The organism is Micromonospora sp. NPDC002575 (assembly GCF_042889525.1).
Lineage (GTDB): Bacteria > Actinomycetota > Actinomycetes > Mycobacteriales > Micromonosporaceae > Micromonospora > Micromonospora carbonacea.
The window spans coordinates 20,073-38,462 of record NZ_JBIARA010000034.1; the positions used below are offsets into that span (position 1 = coordinate 20,073).

At 74.1% G+C, this 18,390-nt stretch carries 13 protein-coding genes; 4 read left to right on the forward strand and 9 right to left on the reverse strand.

Features of this window, described 5'->3' with window-relative positions; genetic code table 11:
• Positions 1-104 precede the first annotated feature (104 nt).
• The 7 genes from ACFYWL_RS30090 to ACFYWL_RS30120 all read right to left on the reverse strand — a co-directional run bounded on the left by ACFYWL_RS30090 (position 105) and on the right by ACFYWL_RS30120 (position 9,168).
• The gene (locus ACFYWL_RS30090; protein WP_386979830.1) at positions 105-1,238 is read right to left on the reverse strand and encodes an ABC transporter permease; all 1,134 of its coding nucleotides are present in this window, start codon (positions 1,236-1,238) and stop codon (positions 105-107) included.
• Positions 1,235-2,812 carry a sugar ABC transporter ATP-binding protein gene (locus ACFYWL_RS30095; RefSeq protein WP_386979833.1) on the reverse strand — a complete coding sequence of 526 codons (1,578 nt, stop codon included), beginning with the start codon at positions 2,810-2,812 and terminating at the stop codon, positions 1,235-1,237. The genes ACFYWL_RS30090 and ACFYWL_RS30095 overlap by 4 nt, the downstream gene beginning before the upstream one ends.
• The gene (locus ACFYWL_RS30100) at positions 2,809-3,987 is read right to left on the reverse strand and encodes an ROK family protein (RefSeq protein WP_386979836.1); all 1,179 of its coding nucleotides are present in this window, start codon (positions 3,985-3,987) and stop codon (positions 2,809-2,811) included. Before ACFYWL_RS30100 ends, ACFYWL_RS30095 begins: the two co-directional genes overlap by 4 nt.
• Positions 3,988-4,523: 536 nt before the next feature.
• A complete protein-coding gene (locus ACFYWL_RS30105) occupies positions 4,524-5,078 on the reverse strand; it encodes a hypothetical protein (RefSeq protein WP_386979839.1) in 555 nt (184 codons plus the stop codon).
• Positions 5,078-6,952: a DNA primase gene (gene dnaG, locus ACFYWL_RS30110; protein WP_386979842.1), complete on the reverse strand. Its 1,875-nt coding sequence runs from the start codon at positions 6,950-6,952 to the stop codon at positions 5,078-5,080. Before dnaG ends, ACFYWL_RS30105 begins: the two co-directional genes overlap by 1 nt.
• Positions 6,953-7,053: 101 nt before the next feature.
• Entirely contained in the window at positions 7,054-7,884 is an 831-nt protein-coding gene (locus tag ACFYWL_RS30115) for a siderophore-interacting protein (protein WP_386979845.1), read from the reverse strand.
• Positions 7,885-7,893: 9 nt separating this feature from the next.
• Positions 7,894-9,168 carry a deoxyguanosinetriphosphate triphosphohydrolase gene (locus ACFYWL_RS30120; RefSeq protein ID WP_386979848.1) on the reverse strand — a complete coding sequence of 425 codons (1,275 nt, stop codon included), beginning with the start codon at positions 9,166-9,168 and terminating at the stop codon, positions 7,894-7,896.
• A gap of 279 nt (positions 9,169-9,447) precedes the next feature.
• On the opposite strand from ACFYWL_RS30120, the gene ACFYWL_RS30125 reads away from it, so the two are divergent.
• Positions 9,448-9,948 carry a roadblock/LC7 domain-containing protein gene (locus ACFYWL_RS30125; protein WP_386979851.1) on the forward strand — a complete coding sequence of 167 codons (501 nt, stop codon included), beginning with the start codon at positions 9,448-9,450 and terminating at the stop codon, positions 9,946-9,948.
• A gap of 119 nt (positions 9,949-10,067) precedes the next feature.
• Here ACFYWL_RS30125 and ppdK read toward each other — a convergent pair whose 3' ends face one another.
• Complete coding sequence (gene ppdK, locus ACFYWL_RS30130) at positions 10,068-12,776, reverse strand: pyruvate, phosphate dikinase (protein WP_386979854.1); 2,709 nt, start codon at positions 12,774-12,776, stop codon at positions 10,068-10,070.
• A 313-nt stretch (positions 12,777-13,089) separates the two neighbouring features.
• Between ppdK and ACFYWL_RS30135 the strand changes: the two genes are divergently transcribed.
• Together ACFYWL_RS30135 and ACFYWL_RS30140 are read left to right on the forward strand one after the other, a co-directional pair.
• A complete protein-coding gene (locus ACFYWL_RS30135; RefSeq protein ID WP_386979857.1) occupies positions 13,090-14,844 on the forward strand; it encodes a beta-N-acetylhexosaminidase in 1,755 nt (584 codons plus the stop codon).
• A gap of 334 nt (positions 14,845-15,178) precedes the next feature.
• The gene (locus ACFYWL_RS30140) at positions 15,179-15,841 is read left to right on the forward strand and encodes a C39 family peptidase (RefSeq protein WP_386979860.1); all 663 of its coding nucleotides are present in this window, start codon (positions 15,179-15,181) and stop codon (positions 15,839-15,841) included.
• A gap of 54 nt (positions 15,842-15,895) precedes the next feature.
• Here the strand turns inward: ACFYWL_RS30140 and dusB are convergent, their stop codons facing one another.
• Entirely contained in the window at positions 15,896-17,065 is a 1,170-nt protein-coding gene (dusB, locus tag ACFYWL_RS30145) for a tRNA dihydrouridine synthase DusB (protein ID WP_386979863.1), read from the reverse strand.
• 178 nt (positions 17,066-17,243) lie between these two features.
• Between dusB and ACFYWL_RS30150 the strand changes: the two genes are divergently transcribed.
• Positions 17,244-18,275: a type IV toxin-antitoxin system AbiEi family antitoxin domain-containing protein gene (locus tag ACFYWL_RS30150; protein WP_386979866.1), complete on the forward strand. Its 1,032-nt coding sequence runs from the start codon at positions 17,244-17,246 to the stop codon at positions 18,273-18,275.
• Positions 18,276-18,390 lie beyond the last annotated feature (115 nt).

Consider the following 18,390-nt stretch of genomic DNA (forward strand, 5'->3'; position numbering starts at 1 on the left):
GACCTCCTGGAAGAGGGTGGTGGGCGAAGAAGGGTGTGGTGCGCCGAGCCACCGTCGGTGCGACGGTCGCCGGATGTGCTGAGCGGTGTGGTGCCTCGGGTGGATCAGGTGGTGGTGGGGCGGTTGCGGCCGAGGAACTGGGTGAAGCTGCGGAACTGGAACTGCTGGATCAGGACGGCGGCCACGATGATCCCGCCCTTGACCATGTTCTGGGCCTCGGTGGAGAGGCCGTTGATGGCGAAGAGGTTGGTGATGGTGGAGAAGATGATCACCCCGAGCAGGGAGCCGACGATCGTCCCCCGCCCGCCGCTGAGCAGCGTGCCGCCGATGATCGCGGCGGCGATCGCGTCCAGCTCGTAGAGGTTCGCCATCGCCGCCTGGGCGGAGTTGGCCTGCGCGGTCAGCATGATCGCGGCGATGCCGCAGCAGAGGCCGGAGAGCGCGTAGAGCAGCACGGTGTGCCGCCGCACGTTGATGCCGGCGAGCCGGGCCGCCTCCGGGTTGCCGCCGACGGCGACGGTGCGCCGGCCGAACGTCGTCCGGTTGAGCAGCACCCAGCCGGCGACCACCACGGCGGCGAGGATGTAGACCAGCAGGGGGATGCCGAGCGGGCTGGTGCTGGCGATCCCGTTGATCACGCTGTTGCTCGACACCTGGGTCTGCTTGTCGGAGATCTCCGCCGCCAGGCCCCGGGCGGCCACCATCATGGCCAGGGTGGCGATGAACGGCACCAGCTTCCCGTACGAGACGAGCAGGCCGTTGACCAGGCCGACGCCGATACCGACGGCGAGCGCCGTGAAGATCATGCCGCCCGCGCCGTAGCTCTGGGTGGCCAGCGTGGTCGCCCATACCCCGGCCAGCGCCACGATCGCGCCGACCGACAGGTCGATCCCGCCGCCGATGATCACGAACGTCATGCCGACGGTGACCACGCCGACCACGGACGCGAGCTTGAGGATGGTGAGGATGTTGTCCCACACCCAGCTCGAGTTGCCGTACAGGTCTGGGCGGGTCGCGATGCCGATCACGACCAGCACGACGAGGACGCCGATCAGGCCGAGGTTGCGCCGGGCGCCCTCACCGTTGTCGCCGCGCCAGAAGGAGAGCCGGCCGGCTGCGGCGGCGCCGTGACCGGGGGTCTTGGCGACCGCCGCCGTCGCGGCGGGATCCACGGGCGGAGACTGGGCCGGCAGCTGCGCCGGCCGCTCCGGTGTGGCGGTGGGTGTGCTATCGGTCATGCTGGTGCGCCTTCCATCAGCGACCCCGCCATGACGAGGTCGAGCACCGTGTCTTCGTCCAGTTCGCCGGCGGGCGCCTCACGCACCATCCGGCCCTCGCGCATCACCAGCACCCGATCGGCCAGGCCGAGCACCTCGGGCACCTCGCTGGAGACCAGCAGCACCCCGACGCCCTGGGCGGCCAGCCCCCGGATCACCTGGTACAGCTCCGCCCGGGCGCCCACGTCGACGCCCCGGGTGGGCTCGTCGAGCAGCAGCAGCTTCGTGCCGCCGAGCAGCCAGCGCCCGACCACGACCTTCTGCTGGTTGCCGCCGGAGAGGGTGCGCACCGGCCGGCGCACGTCGCGGGGACGCAGCTCCAGGGAGTCGGCGACCCCCTCCGCCTCGGCCCGCTCCCGCCCGGCGTCGGTGAAGCCGAGGCGGGCGAACCGGCCGAACGTGGCCAGCGTGACGTTGCGGAAGATCGGCTCGCCGAGCAGCAGCGCCTGGCTCTTGCGCTCCTCGGGGGCCATTCCCATGCCGGCCCGCACCGCCGCGCCGACACTGCCCGGGCGCAGCGCGCGCCCGCCCATCCGGACCGTGCCGGCGTCCGCGCGGCGGGCGCCGTAGATGGTCTCCATCAGCTCGGAGCGGCCGGAGCCGACCAGCCCCGCGATGCCGACGATCTCGCCGGCCCGCACGCGCAGCGACACGTCGGCGAACTCCCCGGCCCGGGTCAGCCCGTCGACCTGGAGCAGCTCCGCGCCGGCGTCGGTGTCGGCGGGGCGGTCCGGGAAGACGTACTCGATGGTGCGGCCCGTCATCTTCGCGACCAGCTCGCTGGTCGGGGTGTCGCGCGCCGGCAGGTTCGCCGCCGTGGTCCGGCCGTCCTTGAGCACGGTCACCCGGTCGCCGATCTCGCGGATCTCCTCCATGCGGTGGGAGATGTAGATGACGGCGATGCCCTGCGCGGTCAACTCACGGATGATCCGGAACAGGTTGCCCACCTCGTCGTGGGCCAGCACCGCGCTCGGCTCGTCCATGATGATCAGTCGGGCCTCGTGGGAGAGCGCCCGGGCCATGCTGACGATCTGCTTGCCGGCCGCCGGCAGCGCCCGCACCATCCGCCCCGGCGGGATCTCGCCGTGGCCGAGCCGGCCCAGGATCTCCCGGGTCCGGCGGGCCATGTGGCCGCGGCGGACGAATCCGCCCCGGCGCGGCTCGTGGCCGAGGAACGCGTTCTCGGCGACCGACAGGTCGTCGACCAGGTCGAGCTCCTGGTAGATCGTGGCGATGCCGGCGCGCATGGCGGCCTGCGGGTTGGCGAACTCGACCGGCTGGCCCCGCCACTGCACCTGGCCCGAGTCGGGGCGGTGCACCCCGGCGAGGACCTTGATCAGGGTGGACTTGCCCGCGCCGTTCTGGCCGAGCAGGCAGTGCACCTCGCCGGCCCGCACCTCGAGCTGCACCCCGCCCAGCGCCCGTACGCCGGGGAAGGTCTTCACCACGTCGGTCAGCCGCAGCACCACCTCGCCCGCGACGGTGTCGGCGGGGGCCTCGACCAGCGGGGCCGCGTTGTTGTTGTCCTGGCTCATGACGCCTCCCCGAAGGCCACATCGCTGGCGAGCACGGCGGCGCCGGCCACCCCGGCTCGCGGGCCCAGCTCGGACAGGACCACCGGCAGGTTGCCGGTGGCCAGCGGCAGCGACCGGCGGTAGACCACACTGCGGATCTCGGCGAGCAGGATGTGGCCGAGCTTGGCCAGCCCGCCGCCGATCACGATCATCGACGGGTTGGTGAAGCTGACCAGGCCGGCCAGCACGCCGCCGACCCGCCGGCCGCCGTCGCGGATGAGCTGGATGCAGACCACGTCCCCCTCGACGGCGCCCTCGGCGACGTCCTCGGCCGTGACGAAGCCCCGGGTGGACAGCCGCTCGGCCAGGGCCGGCGAGGAGCCGTTGCGCGCGGCGGCGTTCGCGTCCCGGGCCAGGGCGGCGCCGCTGAACAGCGCCTCCAGGCAACCGGCGTTGCCGCAGGAGCACACCGGACCGTGCGTGTCGACCTGGATGTGGCCGATGTCCCCGGCGCAGCCGTCGGTGCCCCGGTAGACCTCGCCGCTGAGGTAGATCCCGCACCCGATGCCGGTGCCGATCTTGACGAACAGGAAGTCGTCCACCGAGTGGGCGACCCCGCCGTGCCGCTCGCCGATCGCCATGATGTTGACGTCGTTGTCGACCACCGCGGGGCAGCCGTGCTCGCGGGTCAGCAGCTCGCGGACCGGGAACCGGTCCCAGCCCGGCATGATCGGCGGCGAGACCGGCACGCCGTCGCGGAAGCTCACGGGCCCGGGGACGCCGATGCCCACGGCGTGCAGCCGCTCGTACGCCCCGTCGACCCGGAACTTGTGCAGCAGCTCGTTGACCCGCTGGAGGGTCACCTTCGGACCGTTGCGGATGTCGGCCGGCTCCGCGTACGCGACGACCGGCTCCAGCCGGCCGTTGACCACCTCGACGTCGATCGAACTCGCCCCGAGATCGACCGCCGCGAAGCGCAGCTGCGGGTTGAGCTCGACCAGGGTCGACCGGCGTCCGCCCCGCGACGCCGCGAGGCCGGCCTCGGCGACGTAGCCGAGGTCCACCAGCCGCTCCAGCTCGGCGAGCAGCCGGGGACGCGGCATCTCCAGCCGGTCGCCCAGCTCCGCCCGGGAGACGGCTCCCTCGTCGCGGAGCAATCGCAACAGCCGCAGGTGCAGGGGCTCCACCGTTCGCACCGGCAACTCACCTCCGCCTCGGAGTCGTTCACATCGACGAAATCGCGACGTGTTGTGTGCGACACAGTAGAAGTGTTCTGCGGCCGCTGTCCAGAGCTTCGGCCGATCTGACCAGAACTTTCGTCCGTTCGAACAAAAGCAAGTAGTTGATCTGGGAAAGTCGAGGGTGGCGCGGTCAGCGCCGGGCCTTCCCGCCCGGCCGCCGACGGACGGCGATCCGCCACCACCCCTCCTCACCGTGGGTGAGCATCGGCCCGCGCCGGTGGGATCGCGCGGGGCCTCACGCTGCGTGTCGACCTGCCGATCCGGCCAACGAACCCGCGCCCCCTTTGCTCTGCACCCACGGGCGCAGCACCCGGCTGAGCAGCGACGATGCGATGTCGCGGAGGACGCACCTGCCGGTGTCAGCTCACGCTGAGCACCCGCCGCGTCCGTGGGTGCAGAGCAAAGGGCCGGAAACGACGTGGTGGGCGCCGGGCGAAAGAGTAGCGCTGCGTCACGCGCCGGGCGAGCGCCGCCGACCTCGTCGGCGGGCCCTAGAGGTCGGCGGGGGCCGCGGCGGCGCGGGCCGCGGCGACCAGGCGATCGGTCTCGGCGACCACCGCCTCGTCGTCGCCGGGGGTGCCCGGGTCGTAGCGCACCGTCCAGGCCAGACCGTCCACCCCCGGCACGCGGCGGGCGGCGATCCGGCCGGCACCGCCGGGCACCGGGTGGTGCTGGGTGTACGCCACCGAACGGGTCACCCGCGCCCGCACCTGGTGCGGCAGCTCGCCCGGTTCGAGCAGCAGGTACGTCTCGGCGGGGCCGTCGGCCACCAGCACGTACCCGGAGCGCTCGGCGACCCGCTCAGCCGGGGTGACGGTCAGCTCCCGCCCCGACCAGACGGCCTTGAGGACGTCGTGCCAGCCCAGCCGGGCGTCCCGCCCCGGCAGCCAGAGCCCCAGGTTGGTGGCGACCAGCACGCCACCGCCACCGCCCTCGGCACCGGCCGCGCCCGGGCCGGCGGCGGCCCAGGCCAGCACCCGCTCGCCGTCGGTCAGCGGCGGACGGGCCGCCGGGGGCAGCTTCGGCTTGCGGCGCAACAGCCCCATCACAGCCCTCCCGCGGCCTGCTCGCGCAGCGCCCGCGCGTGCTGCTCCAACGACAGCAGCTCACCGAACAGCGCGAAGTACTCGTCCTTGTTGCTGACCGGGTTGATCCGCTGGATCTTCGACTTGAGGTCCCGGATCCGGCCGGTCACCGAGCCCCACTGCAACCGCGCGATGGTCACCGAGACGTACCGGGGATCGGGCTCCCCGTCGATGCGCAGCGGCTCCACCGCCAGCTCGCCCACCAGCGCCTGGGCGGCGAGGTCGCCGCAGGCGTCGCGGACCGCCTCGACCCAGACCGCGCCCTGCGTGGCGGCGGCGGCGCCGCCGGCCGCCGCGATCGCCTCCCGCACGGCCACGTGCACCGGGTGCTGGTATTCCGACGCCTCGACCGCGTCGAACATCGGCCCGGCCAGCACCGGCTCCTGGAGGGCGAGCTTCAGCGCCTCCCGCTCGACCAGCGACATCGGGCTGTCCGCGCCGGGCGCGGGCCGGGCGGCGCGCGCCGGCGCGGGTGCGCTGCCCCCGGCGGGCTGGCCGGAGACGGCGGCGAGCACGGCCCGCTGCACCGGCTCGATCTCCATGCCGAGGTCACCGGCGAGCTTGCGGACGTACTCGGGGCGCTTCTCCCGGTCCTTGATCTTCGCGACAATCGGCGCGGCGCGGCGCATCGCCTCCACCCGGCCGTCGACGGTGTCCAGGTCGTACCGGTTGATGACGTGGCGCAGCGCGAAGTCGACAAGCGGCTCGCGGCGGGCGACCAGGTCGCGCACCGCGAGGTCGCCCTTTGCCAGGCGCAGGTCGCACGGGTCCATGTTGTCGGGGCTGACCGCGATGAAGGTGCGCCCGACGAAGCGCTGGTCGTCGTCGAACGCGCGCAGCGCCGCCTTCTGCCCGGCGGCGTCGCCGTCGAAGGTGAAGATGATCTCGCCGGCCACGTCGTCGGTGTCCAGCAGCAGCCGGCGCAGCACCGAGATGTGATCCGCGCCGAACGCCGTGCCGCAGGTCGCCACCGCCGTCGGGACGCCCGCCAGGTGGCAGGCCATCACGTCGGTGTAGCCCTCGACGACGACCACCTTGCCCTGCTTGGCGATCTCCCGCTTGGCCTGGTCGATGCCGTAGAGGACGTGCGACTTCTTGTAGATCGGCGTCTCGGGGGTGTTGAGGTATTTCGGGCCGTCGTCGTCGTCGAACAGCTTGCGGGCGCCGAACCCGATCGGGTCGCCGGTGATGTCGCGGATCGGCCACATCAGCCGGCGGCGGAACCGGTCGATCAGGGTGCCGGAGCGCGACGGGCGCGACAGCCCGGCCGTGACCAGCTCGTCGTGGGTGAAGCCCTGCTGGCGCAGGTGCTTGGTGAGCAGGTCCCAGGCGTCCGGGGCGAAGCCGCAGGCGTACCGCTGGGCGGCGGCCCGGTCGAAGCCGCGCCGGGCGAGGAACTCCCGGGCCGGGCGGGCGCCGGCCGTGCCGAGCTGGGCCTGGTAGAACTCGACGGCGGCGGCGTGCGCGGCCACCAGCCGCTGCCGCTGCCCCTGCTGGGGGCGGGCGGCGCGCGGGGCGGCCTGGTCGTTCTCGACGTAGCGCAGCTGGATGCCGGCGCGGGCGGCGAGCCGCTCGACGGACTCGACGAAGCTGAGGTGCTCGGCGTCCATCAGGAACTTGATCGCGTCGCCGCCGGCGCCGCAGCCGAAGCAGTACCAGACGTTACGGGCCGGCGAGACGTTGAACGACGGGCTCTTCTCGTCGTGGAACGGGCACAGCCCCTTGAGGTTGCCGCCGCCGGCCGACCGGAGCGTCACCGTGTCCGAGATGACCTCGGCGATCGAGGTGCGCTCCCGGACCAGCGCGATGTCCTCGTCGCGGATCCGCCCAGCCATTCGCCACCCCCTCGGCCCTACATCCTGCCCTGCCGGGGTGACCCGGGCGGCGTCGGGGGGACGGCGGGCGGCCGCGTCCCGGGCCGCCCCGCACCGCCGCGTCAGCCGGCCGCGCCGGCCTCGTCGGCCTCGACCTGCCGGTTCCAGTCGGGCTTCGTCGAGCGCCAGCCCTCGTCGTCCATGCCCCGCCGCCAGTAGCCGGAGATCGACAGCCACTCCCGGGGCACGCCGCGCTCGACGCGCAGCAGCCGGCGCAGCTCGCGGACGAAGGTCGCCTCGCCGTGCACGAAGGCGTGCACGACGCCGGGCGGGAAGTCCAGCGCCCGCACCGCCGCCACCAGCGCCTCGCCGACCGGCCGGTCGCCCCGGTGCAGCCAGGTCAGCTCGACGTCGCCCTTGCTGGGCAGCGGCTGTTCCTCGGCGGCGTCGGCCACCTCCAGGAAGACCCGCGCCGGGGCGCCCGCCGGGAGCCGTTCCAGGGCGGCGGCGATCGCCGGCAGCGCGCTCTCGTCGCCCACCAGCAGGTGCCAGTCGGCGTCCGGGCTCGGCGCGTACGCCCCGCCGGGGCCGAGGAAGCGCACCGCGTCGCCGGGCCGCAGCCGGGCCGCCCAGGGGCCGGCCACCCCCTGCTCGCCGTGGTGCACCACGTCGATGGTCAGCTCGCCGGCCGCCGCGTCGAAGGCCCGCACCGTGTACGCGCGCAGCCGCGGCCACTGCTCGGCGGGCAGGCGGCGGATCGCCGCGAGGTCGACCGGCTCCGGATAGGTCACCCCGTCCGGCGGGAAGACCAGCTTCACGTAGTGGTCGGTGTGCTCGCCCACCGGGAGGCCGGTCAGCTCCTCCCCGCCGAGCACCAGCCGGATCACGTGCGGGGTGGGCCGCCAGGTCCGCAGGACCCGGGCGGTGGTGACCTTCTTCGGGCGCTCCGTCATACGCTTAGGCTAGCCTAAGTCCGCCCGCAGCCGCTCGTGCCAGGCGACGGCGGCCGGGTCGGTGAGCGAGGCGACCTGGTCGATCACCACGCGCAGCCGGGCCGCGTCGTCCGGGGCGTCCCGCCACAGCGGGGCGAAGACCGGGTCCAGCGCCTCGGGGGCCCGCCGGGTCAGGGCGGAGACCAGCTCGGCGAGGATCTGCCGCTGCCGCTCGTACCGGCACCGGGCGCCGGGGCGGCGCATCACGTAGCGCAGCGCCAGCCCCTTGAGCAGCGCGCACTCGGCCCGGACCCGGCGCGGCACCACCAGGTCGGCCGCGTACCGGCGCAGCGGGCCGGGCCCGCAGCGCTCCCGGGTGGCGGCCACCACGGTCGAGACGAACCGGCCGGTGAGCACGCTGGTGGTCGCCTTCAGCGCGGCCTGGGCCCGGTGGCTGCCGTCGTAGCCGGCGAGGGGCGCGAGCACCGGGTCGGCGAGCAGCTCGACCAGCACGACGCCGAGGTCCGCCGGCGACTCCCCGGAGTACGTGGCGGCCACGTCGGCGCAGAGCGCGGCCCGCTCGTCGGGGTCGGCCAGCAGCGGGCCGAGGCCCACGTACCCGCCGTGGACGCCGTCCTCGACGTCGTGCACCGAGTACGCCACGTCGTCGGCCCAGTCCATCACCTGGGCCTCCAGGCAGCGCCGCCCCTCGGCCGGTGCGCCGGCGCGCAGCCAGTCGAAGACCGGCCGGTCGTCGGCGTACACCCCGAACTTGCCGCCCGTCGGGCGGCGCGGCCACGGGTATTTCGCGGTGGCGTCGAGCGACGCCCGGGTCAGGTTGAGCCCGGCGGACCCGCCGCCCGGGGCGAGCACCTTGGCCTCCAGCCGGGTGAGCACCCGCAGCGTCTGCGCGTTGCCCTCGAAGCCGCCGCACGGCGCGGCGAGCTGGTCCAGGGCGGCCTCGCCGTTGTGCCCGAACGGCGGGTGGCCGAGGTCGTGGGCCAGCCCGGCGGTGTCCACCACGTCGGGGTCGCAGCCCAGCCGGGCGCCCATCTCCCGGGCGATCTGCGCCACCTCCAGCGAGTGCGTCAGCCGGGTGCGCAGGAAGTCGTCGGTGCCGGCGGTGTGCACCTGGGTCTTCGCGGCGAGCCGGCGGAACGCGGCCGAGTGCAGCACCCGCGCCCGGTCCCGCTCGTACGGCGAGCGGCCGGCCCCGGTGTCCTTGGCCGGCTCGTCGACCCACCGCACGCCGTCGAAGACACCCACGTCGCCGGCGGAGTGGCCCGCGTCCCGGACGCTGGTCATGCGGTCCACCCTCCACCCGGCCATCCGGCATCCTTCGCGAGAGCCACCAGGCTACGCCCGAGGGCAGCCGGCGGCGCGGCGGCGGCTCCCCGCGCGACGAGTCCCCGCCCGGCGGCGCGCAACAGCCGATCAGTCGAGAGTTGTCGGCTAATTGCCGACCGTGACGGGTCGCGGTCCACCATGGCGACCGGTAGCGTTCCCAGAGCAGAACGTTACCGATGATCCACACACCTGAATCAGATCCGAACCTGCCGAATCGGACGACGGGAAGTGACGCTCGTGGACGCTGACACGGTGCTGGAAACGGAACTACGGGGGCTGCGCCAGCGCCGGCCGGAGGTCGCCGGGGGCGTGCTCGCCGGCACCGACGGCCTGCTCATCTCCAGCGACCTGCCGACGACCGACGCCACCCACCTGGCGGCCCTGGCCGCGGCCAGCTTCGGCCTCGGCCACCGGGTCGCCGACACGGTCCGGCACGGCGAGTTCCAGGAGTCGGTGGTGTTCACCGCCCGGGGCTGCGTGGTGACCTACCCGGCCGGTCGGCACGCGCTGCTGACCCTGGTCACCGGGGCCTGCGCCGACCTGGAGACCCTGCACCGGGAGGCCCGGGAGGTGGCCGCCCGGACCGGCTCGGCCTTCGACCAGGAGCGCAGCGCGCCCGTCAGCATGCCCGCGCCCGACCCGCACGCGCCGCTGGCCATGCGGACCCCGATGGCGACCCTGCCGGGGCGCACGCCGAACGCGCCCCGCGCCACCGGCTGGCGGCGTCCGCCGATCTGAGCCCGCCGGCCCCGGTGGGCGATGCGTGCGGCTTGCCACCGGGGCCGGCGCCGGACCTGGCGACCGCCGGCCAGCGCGCGGCCGGCCCCGCCGTGCCGGCGGTCCGACGAGGCCGTCGCTCATCGGCTGTCGGAGCCGACCGTCTCGACGGCCGCGCGACCGGCCTCCAGCCGGGCCACCGGCACCCGGAACGGCGAGCAGGAGACATAGTCCAGGCCGACGGAGTGGAAGAAGTGGACGGACTCCGGATCGCCCCCGTGCTCGCCGCAGACGCCGAGCTTCAGCCCCGGCCGGGCGGCCCGGCCCTCCTCGGCGGCGATCCGCACCAGCCGGCCCACGCCGTCGCGGTCGATCGACTCGAACGGCGAGATGCCGAAGATGCCCAGCTCCAGGTAGCGCCAGAAGAAGGCCCCCTCCACGTCGTCGCGGGAGAAGCCCCAGCCCATCTGGGTGAGGTCGTTGGTGCCGAAGGAGAAGAACTGCGCCGCCTCGGCGATCTGGCCGGCGGTCAGCGCCGCCCGGGGCACCTCGATCATCGTGCCGATCAGCACCTCGACGCCGCTGTCCCCGACCACCTCGGCGATGATCCTCTCGGCTTCGGCGCGCACCGTCTCCAGTTCCTGCACCGCCCCGACGAGCGGGACCATGATCTCCGGGCAGGCCGACCCGCCGTCGCGGGTGACCCGGACGGCGGCCTCGGCGATCGCCCGCACCTGCATGGCGAACAGGCCGGGGATGACCAGGCCGAGCCGCACCCCGCGCAGGCCCAGCATCGGGTTCTCCTCGTGCATCCGCCGGACGGCGGCGAGCAGCGCCTCCTCCTTCGCCACGTCCTCGCCGCGTTCCTGGGCGACGGCGACGTCAACCGCGAGCTGCTCCAGCGGCGGCAGGAACTCGTGCAGCGGCGGGTCGATCAGCCGCACCGTGACCGGCAGGCCGGCCATCTCGCGGAAGATCTCCACGAAGTCGTCGCGCTGCAACGGCAGCAGCGCGGCGAGGGCGTCGGAGCGTTCGGTGTCGGTGCGGGCCAGGATCAGCCGCTCGACCAGCTCACGGCGGTCGCCGAGGAACATGTGCTCGGTGCGGCACAGCCCGATGCCCTGCGCGCCGAAGCGGCGGGCCCGGGCGGCGTCCGCGCCGGTGTCGGCGTTCGCGCGCACCGCCAGCCGCCGGGTCGCGTCGGCGTGGGTCATGATCCGGTGTACGGCCTTGACCAGCGCGTCGTCGGCCTCGTCCGGGTCGAGGGTGCCCTCGAAGTAGCGCACCACCTCCGACGGCGTGACCGGCACCTCGCCGAGGTAGACCTTGCCGGTGGTGCCGTCGATCGAGACGACGTCGCCCTCGTTGACGGTCTGCCCGGCGACGGTGAACCGCTTCGCGGGCACGTTGACGTCGATCTCGTCGGCGCCGGACACGCAGGTCTTGCCCATGCCCCGGGCGACCACCGCGGCGTGGCTGGTCTTGCCGCCGCGCGAGGTGAGGATGCCCTTCGCGGCGATCATGCCGTTGAGGTCGTCGGGGTTGGTCTCCCGGCGGACCAGGATCACCGCCTCGCCCTCGCCGGCCAGCTCGACGGCGCGGGCGGAGGTGAAGACCACCCTGCCGGACGCCGCGCCCGGCGACGCCCCGACGCCCCTGGCCACCGGCTCGAAGTCGTGGTCGAGCTGGAACCGGGGGAACATGAGCTGGGCGAGCTGCGCGCCGTTGACCCGGTGCAGCGCCTCGTCGAGGTCGATCAGGCCCTCGTCGACGAGCTGGCCGGCGATGACGAACGCCGCCGCCGCGGTGCGCTTGCCGACCCGGGTCTGGAGCATCCAGAGCTTGCCGCGTTCGATGGTGAACTCGATGTCGCACAGGTCCCGGTAGTGCCCCTCCAGCCGGGCCATGATGTCGAGCAGTTCGTCGTAGGACCGCTTGTCGAGGCGCTCCAGCTCCTGCAGCGGCACGGTGTTGCGGATGCCGGCGACGACGTCCTCGCCCTGGGCGTTGGCCAGGTAGTCGCCGTAGATGCCCTGCGCGCCGCTGGCCGGGTCGCGGGTGAAGGCGACGCCGGTGCCGGAGTCTGGGCCGAGGTTGCCGAAGACCATGGCCACCACGTTGACGGCGGTGCCGAGGTCGGCGGGGATGCGCTCCTGCCGGCGGTAGAGCACCGCGCGCTCGGCGTTCCACGACTCGAAGACCGCGCGGATGGCCAGGTCGAGCTGCTCGCGGGGCTCCTGCGGGAAGTCGCGCCCGGTGTGCTTGAGGAAGATCCTCTTGTACGCGTCGACCAGCCCGCGCAGGTCGTCGGCGTCCAGGTCGAGGTCGTTGTCGGTGCCCCGGGCGCGCTTGGCCTCGTCGAGCGCGTGCTCGAACTCCTCGCCCGGCACCTCGCAGACGGTCTTGCCGAACATCTGGATCAGCCGCCGGTAGGAGTCCCAGGCGAACCGCTCGTTGCCGCCCGCCTGCGCGGCGAGCCCGACGACGCTGCGGTCGTTGAGGCCGACGTTGAGGACGGTCTCCATCATGCCCGGCATGGAGAACTTCGCCCCGGAGCGTACGGAGACCAGCAGCGGGTCGTGCGCGTCGCCGAGGCGGCGGCCCATCCCCCGCTCCAGCGATTCCAGGTGCGCCTCGATCTGGCCGGCGAGCCCGGCCGGCTCCCGTCCGGTGGCGAGGTACGCCTTGCAGGCCTCGGTGGTGATGGTGAAGCCGGGCGGCACCGGCAGGCCGAGGTTCGTCATCTCGGCGAGGTTCGCCCCCTTGCCGCCGAGCAGGTCCTTGAGGTCCTTGTTGCCCTCGGCGAAGTCGTAGACGTACTTGTGATCGACCGTCTCTTGCGCTGCCACCAGAGCCTCCCACGCGCGCCGAATTGACACTTAACGAAGGTTCAGTTTGCTGATACCCCAGGGCCGGCCACCGCTAATCCGGTGCCGTCGCCGATCGGTGGGCGAAGGCTAAGCGAACATCGCGTGACCTGGGCCTGCTTGGTGACAATCGGCACAGCCATCACGACTATCCGCGTCCGTACCGGTTTTTGGGAACGTTTCCACGCGCACGATCACGCAATTCTCGGCCCCCTCGTACTCTTGACCGCACCGGTTCCGCCGAACTTCACCTTTGCCATATCCCTCGCAAATACACACCCCCGGAGTCCGCACCGTGCCGCCCGCCCCGCCCCGCCCCGCCGAGCCCGGCCGCCGGCCGCTCGACCCGACCGGCCCGGCCGTCGACCCGACCGCACCCGAGCCGGCCGCCGCCGACCTGGCCGGCGTCGCCGCCCGCGCCGCCGTCGACCGGCTCGCGCCGCCGGCCCCCGTCCGGCTGGGCGACGTGGTCCCCGCCCCGGAGCGGGTCGAGCCCGACCCGGCCGCCGACTTCACGCTCCCCGCCGACGCGGCCGTCCGGGTCAGCCCCGACCCGGCCGCCCGGGACGTCGCCGAGCAGCTCGCCGCCCTGCTGCGGCCCGCCACCGGCTACCCGCTCCCGGTGACCGACGCCGCGCCGGCCGCCGGGGGCCTGACCCTCCGGCTCTCCGGCGCTTCCGGCGACGGTCCCGGCCCGGTCGCCGCACCCGCCGACCCCGGCCCGGTCGCCGCGCTCGGCGCGGAGGGCTACCGGCTCGACGTGACCCCCGACGCGGTACGGATCACCGCCGCCACGCCGGCCGGCCTCCTGCACGGCGTGCAGACCCTGCGCCAGCTCCTGCCGCCCGCCGTCGAGAGCCCCGCCCCCGTGGCCGCCCGCTGGGCGGTGCCCGGCGGGGTGATCGTCGACCGGCCCCGGTTCCCCTACCGGGGCGCGATGCTCGACGTGGCGCGGCACTTCTTCGGCGTCGCCGACGTGCTGCGGGTGATCGACCACCTGGCCCGCTACAAGCTCAACCACCTGCACCTGCACCTCACCGACGACCAGGGCTGGCGGATCGCCGTCGACGGCTGGCCGAGGCTGGCCGCCGTCGGCGGGGCGACCCAGGTGGGCGGCGGCCCCGGCGGGGCGTACACCCGGGCCGACTACCGGCGCATCGTCGCCTACGCCGCCCGCCGGCACGTCACCGTCGTCCCGGAGATCGACCTGCCCGGCCACACCAACGCGGCGCTGACCGCGTACCCGCAGCTCGCGCCGGACGGGGTCGCGCCGCCGCCGTACACGGGCACCGAGGTCGGCTTCAGCTATCTCGACCCGGCCGACGAGCGCACGTACGCCTTCGTCGCCGACGTGCTCGGCGAGGTCGCCGCGCTCACCCCGGGGCCGTGGCTGCACATCGGCGGGGACGAGGCGTTCAAGGTTCCCGCCGACGCGTACGTCCGCTTCGTGGAGCGGACGCAGGACATCGTCGCCGCCACCGGCAAGACCGTGGTCGGCTGGCACCAGATCGCCCCGGCCGGGCACGCCGACGGGCGGGTCCTCCAGTGGTGGGGCACCGCAGGCGACGACGCCGTGACGGTCGAGGCGGTCCGGCGCGGCGCACGGGTGATCCTCTCCCCCGCAAACCGCGCATACCTGGACATGAAGTACGCCCCGGACACCCCGATCGGGCACGACTGGGCGGGCCTCATCGACGTGGAACGCGCGTACGGCTGGGATCCGGGCACACACCTGACCGGTGTGCCCGCCGAGGCGGTGCTCGGCGTGGAGGCCCCGCTCTGGACCGAGTCGGTGACCTCGCTGGCCGAGATCGAGTTCATGCTGCTGCCCCGGCTGCCCGCCCTCGCCGAGCTGGCCTGGTCGCCCCGGCACACGCACGACTGGGCGTCCTTCCGCCGTCGCCTCGCCGGTCACGGCCCCCGCTGGAGCACCGCCGGCATCACCTTCCACCCCGCACCGGAGGTCCCCTGGCCGACCACGGCTCCCGGCGGGCTCCCCAGCCCCCGCCCGGCGCCGCGGCCGGCGGCCCCCGCGGCCGACCTGCCCTGACGCGAGGTATGCCCGGTTTGCGCCGTCGGGTCCGGTGGCCGGGGTCACCCCGGGGGCGGAATCGGGTCGGGGGCGGGGGCGTTGTACATGGCATGCGACCGGGGCTCTGCCGCCCGGTCGGGCCCTGAGCCGCCCCACCCCCGCCCCGCGCGCCGGGACGCCGGGGGCCGGGAACCCCGGAATGCCGATGGGGTCGGGGTCGTTACACCCTCCGGACGCCCGAGCAGGCCCCCGCCGCCGGGTCGTCCCTCCCCCGGACTTTTCTCTTCGCGGTGCCGCCGCGCGTATCCCCCTTTCGCGGTGCCGTTTCCCCCGAGCAGAGGAGCACGCTGTTATGCGTACCGATCTGATTCGTCGTACCGCCCTGACCGTTGCTGGTGTCGCTGCGACCGCTGGTGGGATCGCGGGTCCGGCGCTGGCCGCGCAGGCCGCCCCTGCCCCTGCTTCCGTGGAGCGGGTCGCGTCGGTGCAGGCCGAGCGTCGTGCGGCGGGTGAGCGTCAGCTGGACGTGCGCTACGAGGCGCAGCCGAACTTCTACTACTGCGGCCCGGCGGCGGCGCGCAACGCGCTGAGCGTGCAGGGCAAGAACATCGACGTGGACACCATGGCCAAGGAGATGGGCACCACCGAGGCCGGCACCAACTCCATCAACGACATCACCCCCGTCCTGAACAAGGAGACCGGCCGCAAGGCGTACCACAGCACGGAGATGCCGGCCGACAAGGTCGACGGCAAGCGCGTCGACAAGCTGCGCGCCGACATCGTCCGCGCGGTCGACGACGGCCGGGCCGTGGTGGCCAACATCGCCGGCACCGCCACCGACACCGACGGCGTCAGCCACTCCTTCGAGGGCGGCCACTACATCAGCGTCGTCGGCTACTCCGAGGGCGGGAAGACCGTGACGATCGCCGACTCGGCCAACCCGGACCAGGCCAGCTACCGCATCGACGTCGACGCCCTGGCGCACTGGATCGCCAGCCGCGGCTACGCCTCCTGACCCGAAGGGCCCCCTGTTAACGCTTTCTGTTGTACAGGGGGCCCCTGCAAACCGTCAGCCGCCCGAGTCGGCCAGCTCCGCGCCCTCCGGGACGGTGTCGTCGTCCCGGCTGGCCAGCCAGCCGTCGGGCAGGAAGACCTTGCCGGGCGAGTTCGTCCGGCCGCGCGGCTGACCCAGCGTCGCCACCGGGAACGGCTCGGCCGGGTCGAGCTTGCCGAGCAGGTCGTCGAGCTGGGCCAGGCTCTCGATCATCGCCAGTTCGCGGCGCAGCTCGCTGCCGACCGGGAAGCCCTTGAGATACCAGGCCACGTGCTTGCGGAAGTCCGTGCAGCCGTCCCGCTCGCCCCGGGCCGGGTTGCGCGCGCCCGCCGTGAACTGGTCGACCAGCAGCTCGGCGTGCCGGCGCATGGTCGTCGCCACCTCGCCGAGGGTGGGTAGCCGCCGCTCGGGCCGGCCCTCGAACGCGGCCTCCAGGTCGGCGAAGAGCCACGGCCGGCCCAGGCAGCCGCGCCCGATCACCACGCCGTCGACGCCGGTGTGGGCGACCATCCGCAGCGCGTCGTCGGCCTCCCAGATGTCGCCGTTGCCGAGCACCGGCACGTCGAGCGCCTGCTTGAGCGTGGCGATGGCGTCCCAGTCGGCGGTGCCCGAGTAGCGCTGCGCGGCCGTACGCCCGTGCAGGGCCACCGCCGCGACGCCCGCGTCCTGGGCGGCGAGCCCCGCCTCGACGTACGTCAGGTGGTCGTCGTCGATGCCCTTGCGCATCTTCACGGTGACCGGCACCCCGGCGGGCGACGCGGCGTCCACGGCGGCCCGGACGAGGCGGGCGAACAGCCGCCGCCGCCAGGGCAGGGCCGACCCGCCGCCGCGCCGGGTGACCTTGGGGACGGGGCAGCCGAAGTTGAGGTCGATGTGGTCGGCGAGATCCTTCTCCACCACGATCCGCACGGCGGCGGCGGTGATCTCCGGGTCGGTGCCGTAGAGCTGGAGGCTGCGGGGCCGCTCGTCGTCGCCGAAGGCGATCATCCGCAGCGTCTTCGGGTTCCGCTCGACCAGCGCGACCGTGGTGATCATCTCGCAGACGTAGATGCCGCCGCCCTGCTCCCGGCACAGCCGGCGGAACCCGACGTTGGTGATCCCGGCCATCGGGGCGAGCACCACCGGCGGCCACACCTCGTGCCGCCCGATGCGCAGCCCGCCGCCCGGCCTTCCGCTCCCACTCACCCGCCAAGTGTAAGGAGGGGCCCCCTGTTAACGCTTTCTGCATAGCAGGGGTCCCCTGTTAACAACCGCCCATAGCACACCCGCCGAGCCGGCGGGGCTTGTCCACAGGGCCGGTCGTTGTCCACAGGCGGGGCCGTCGGGCGGGACGGGGCGGGGGCGACGCGCCATGCTGCCGGGCATGGCCGACTACTCACCCGAGCTGGACCGGGCGGCGCACCGCCAGCAGCAGATCGTCACGCGGGCGCAGCTGCTGGCCGCCGGCTTCGACGACATGCACCTCTACCGGCAGGCCCGCCGGGGCCGCTGGCAGCGCGTCCTCCCGGCGACGTACGCCCTGTTCACCGGCACGCTGACCGACGAGCAGCGGCGCATCTCCGCCGCCCTGTACGCCGGCCGGCAGGCGCAGCTCACCGGGCTGGCCGCCCTGACCTGGTACGGCTTCCGCTACAGCCCGCGCAGCGACGACGTACACCTGGTCGTGCCGCACCACGCGCGACGCCGGTCGGCCGGGCACGCGGTGATCACCAGGGCGCTGGCGCTCGACGAGCGGGCCCGGCAGACGGCGCTCTACCCGGTGTGTTCGCCCGCCCGGGCCGTGGTCGACGCGGCCCGCGACCTGCGCGAGCTGCGTCCGGTCCGCGCGATCGTCGCCGAGGCGGTGCAACGGGGGTACGCCGACCTGCCCGCCCTGGACGAGGAGATCCGCCGGGCCCGGCGCAGCCGGACGGCGCTGGTCCGCAAGGCGTTCGCGGAGATCGTCGACGGCACCCGGTCGGCGCCGGAGGCCGAGCTGCGGGAGTGCCTGGCCGGCAGCAGGGTGGTGCCGGAGATCCGCTGGAACCCGCGCCTGGTCAGCGGCGACGGCGTCGTGCTGCCGACCCCGGACGGCTACCTGGCCGACGCGGCGGTGGCCCTGGAGGTGGACTCGCAGGAGTTCCACTTCAGCCCGGCCGACTGGGCCCGGACGCTGGACCGGCACAACGAGCTGAGCCGGCACGGGGTGCTGATCCTGCACTTCACGCCGGCGCAGATCCGCCGGGAGCCGGAGCGCGTGCGCCGCATGGTGGAGGACGCCTACGAGTCTCGGCGCGGCCTGGGCGCGACGACCCGCGTCCGCGTGGAGCCCCGCCCCGCCGACACCCCGCCCACCGCCAACGCCCTGCCCGCTGCCTCACCCGCCGCCGCCCCGCCCACCGGGGAGGGGCGGTGAGAAGGGGCCCCTTCTCTACCGCTTGGGGTCTAGCGGTCCTCGCAACGCCTAGTTCTTCTGGGGGTTGCGAGGACCGTGGTCGTTTCCGCTGAGGTCAAGGCAGAGTTCTTCCGGA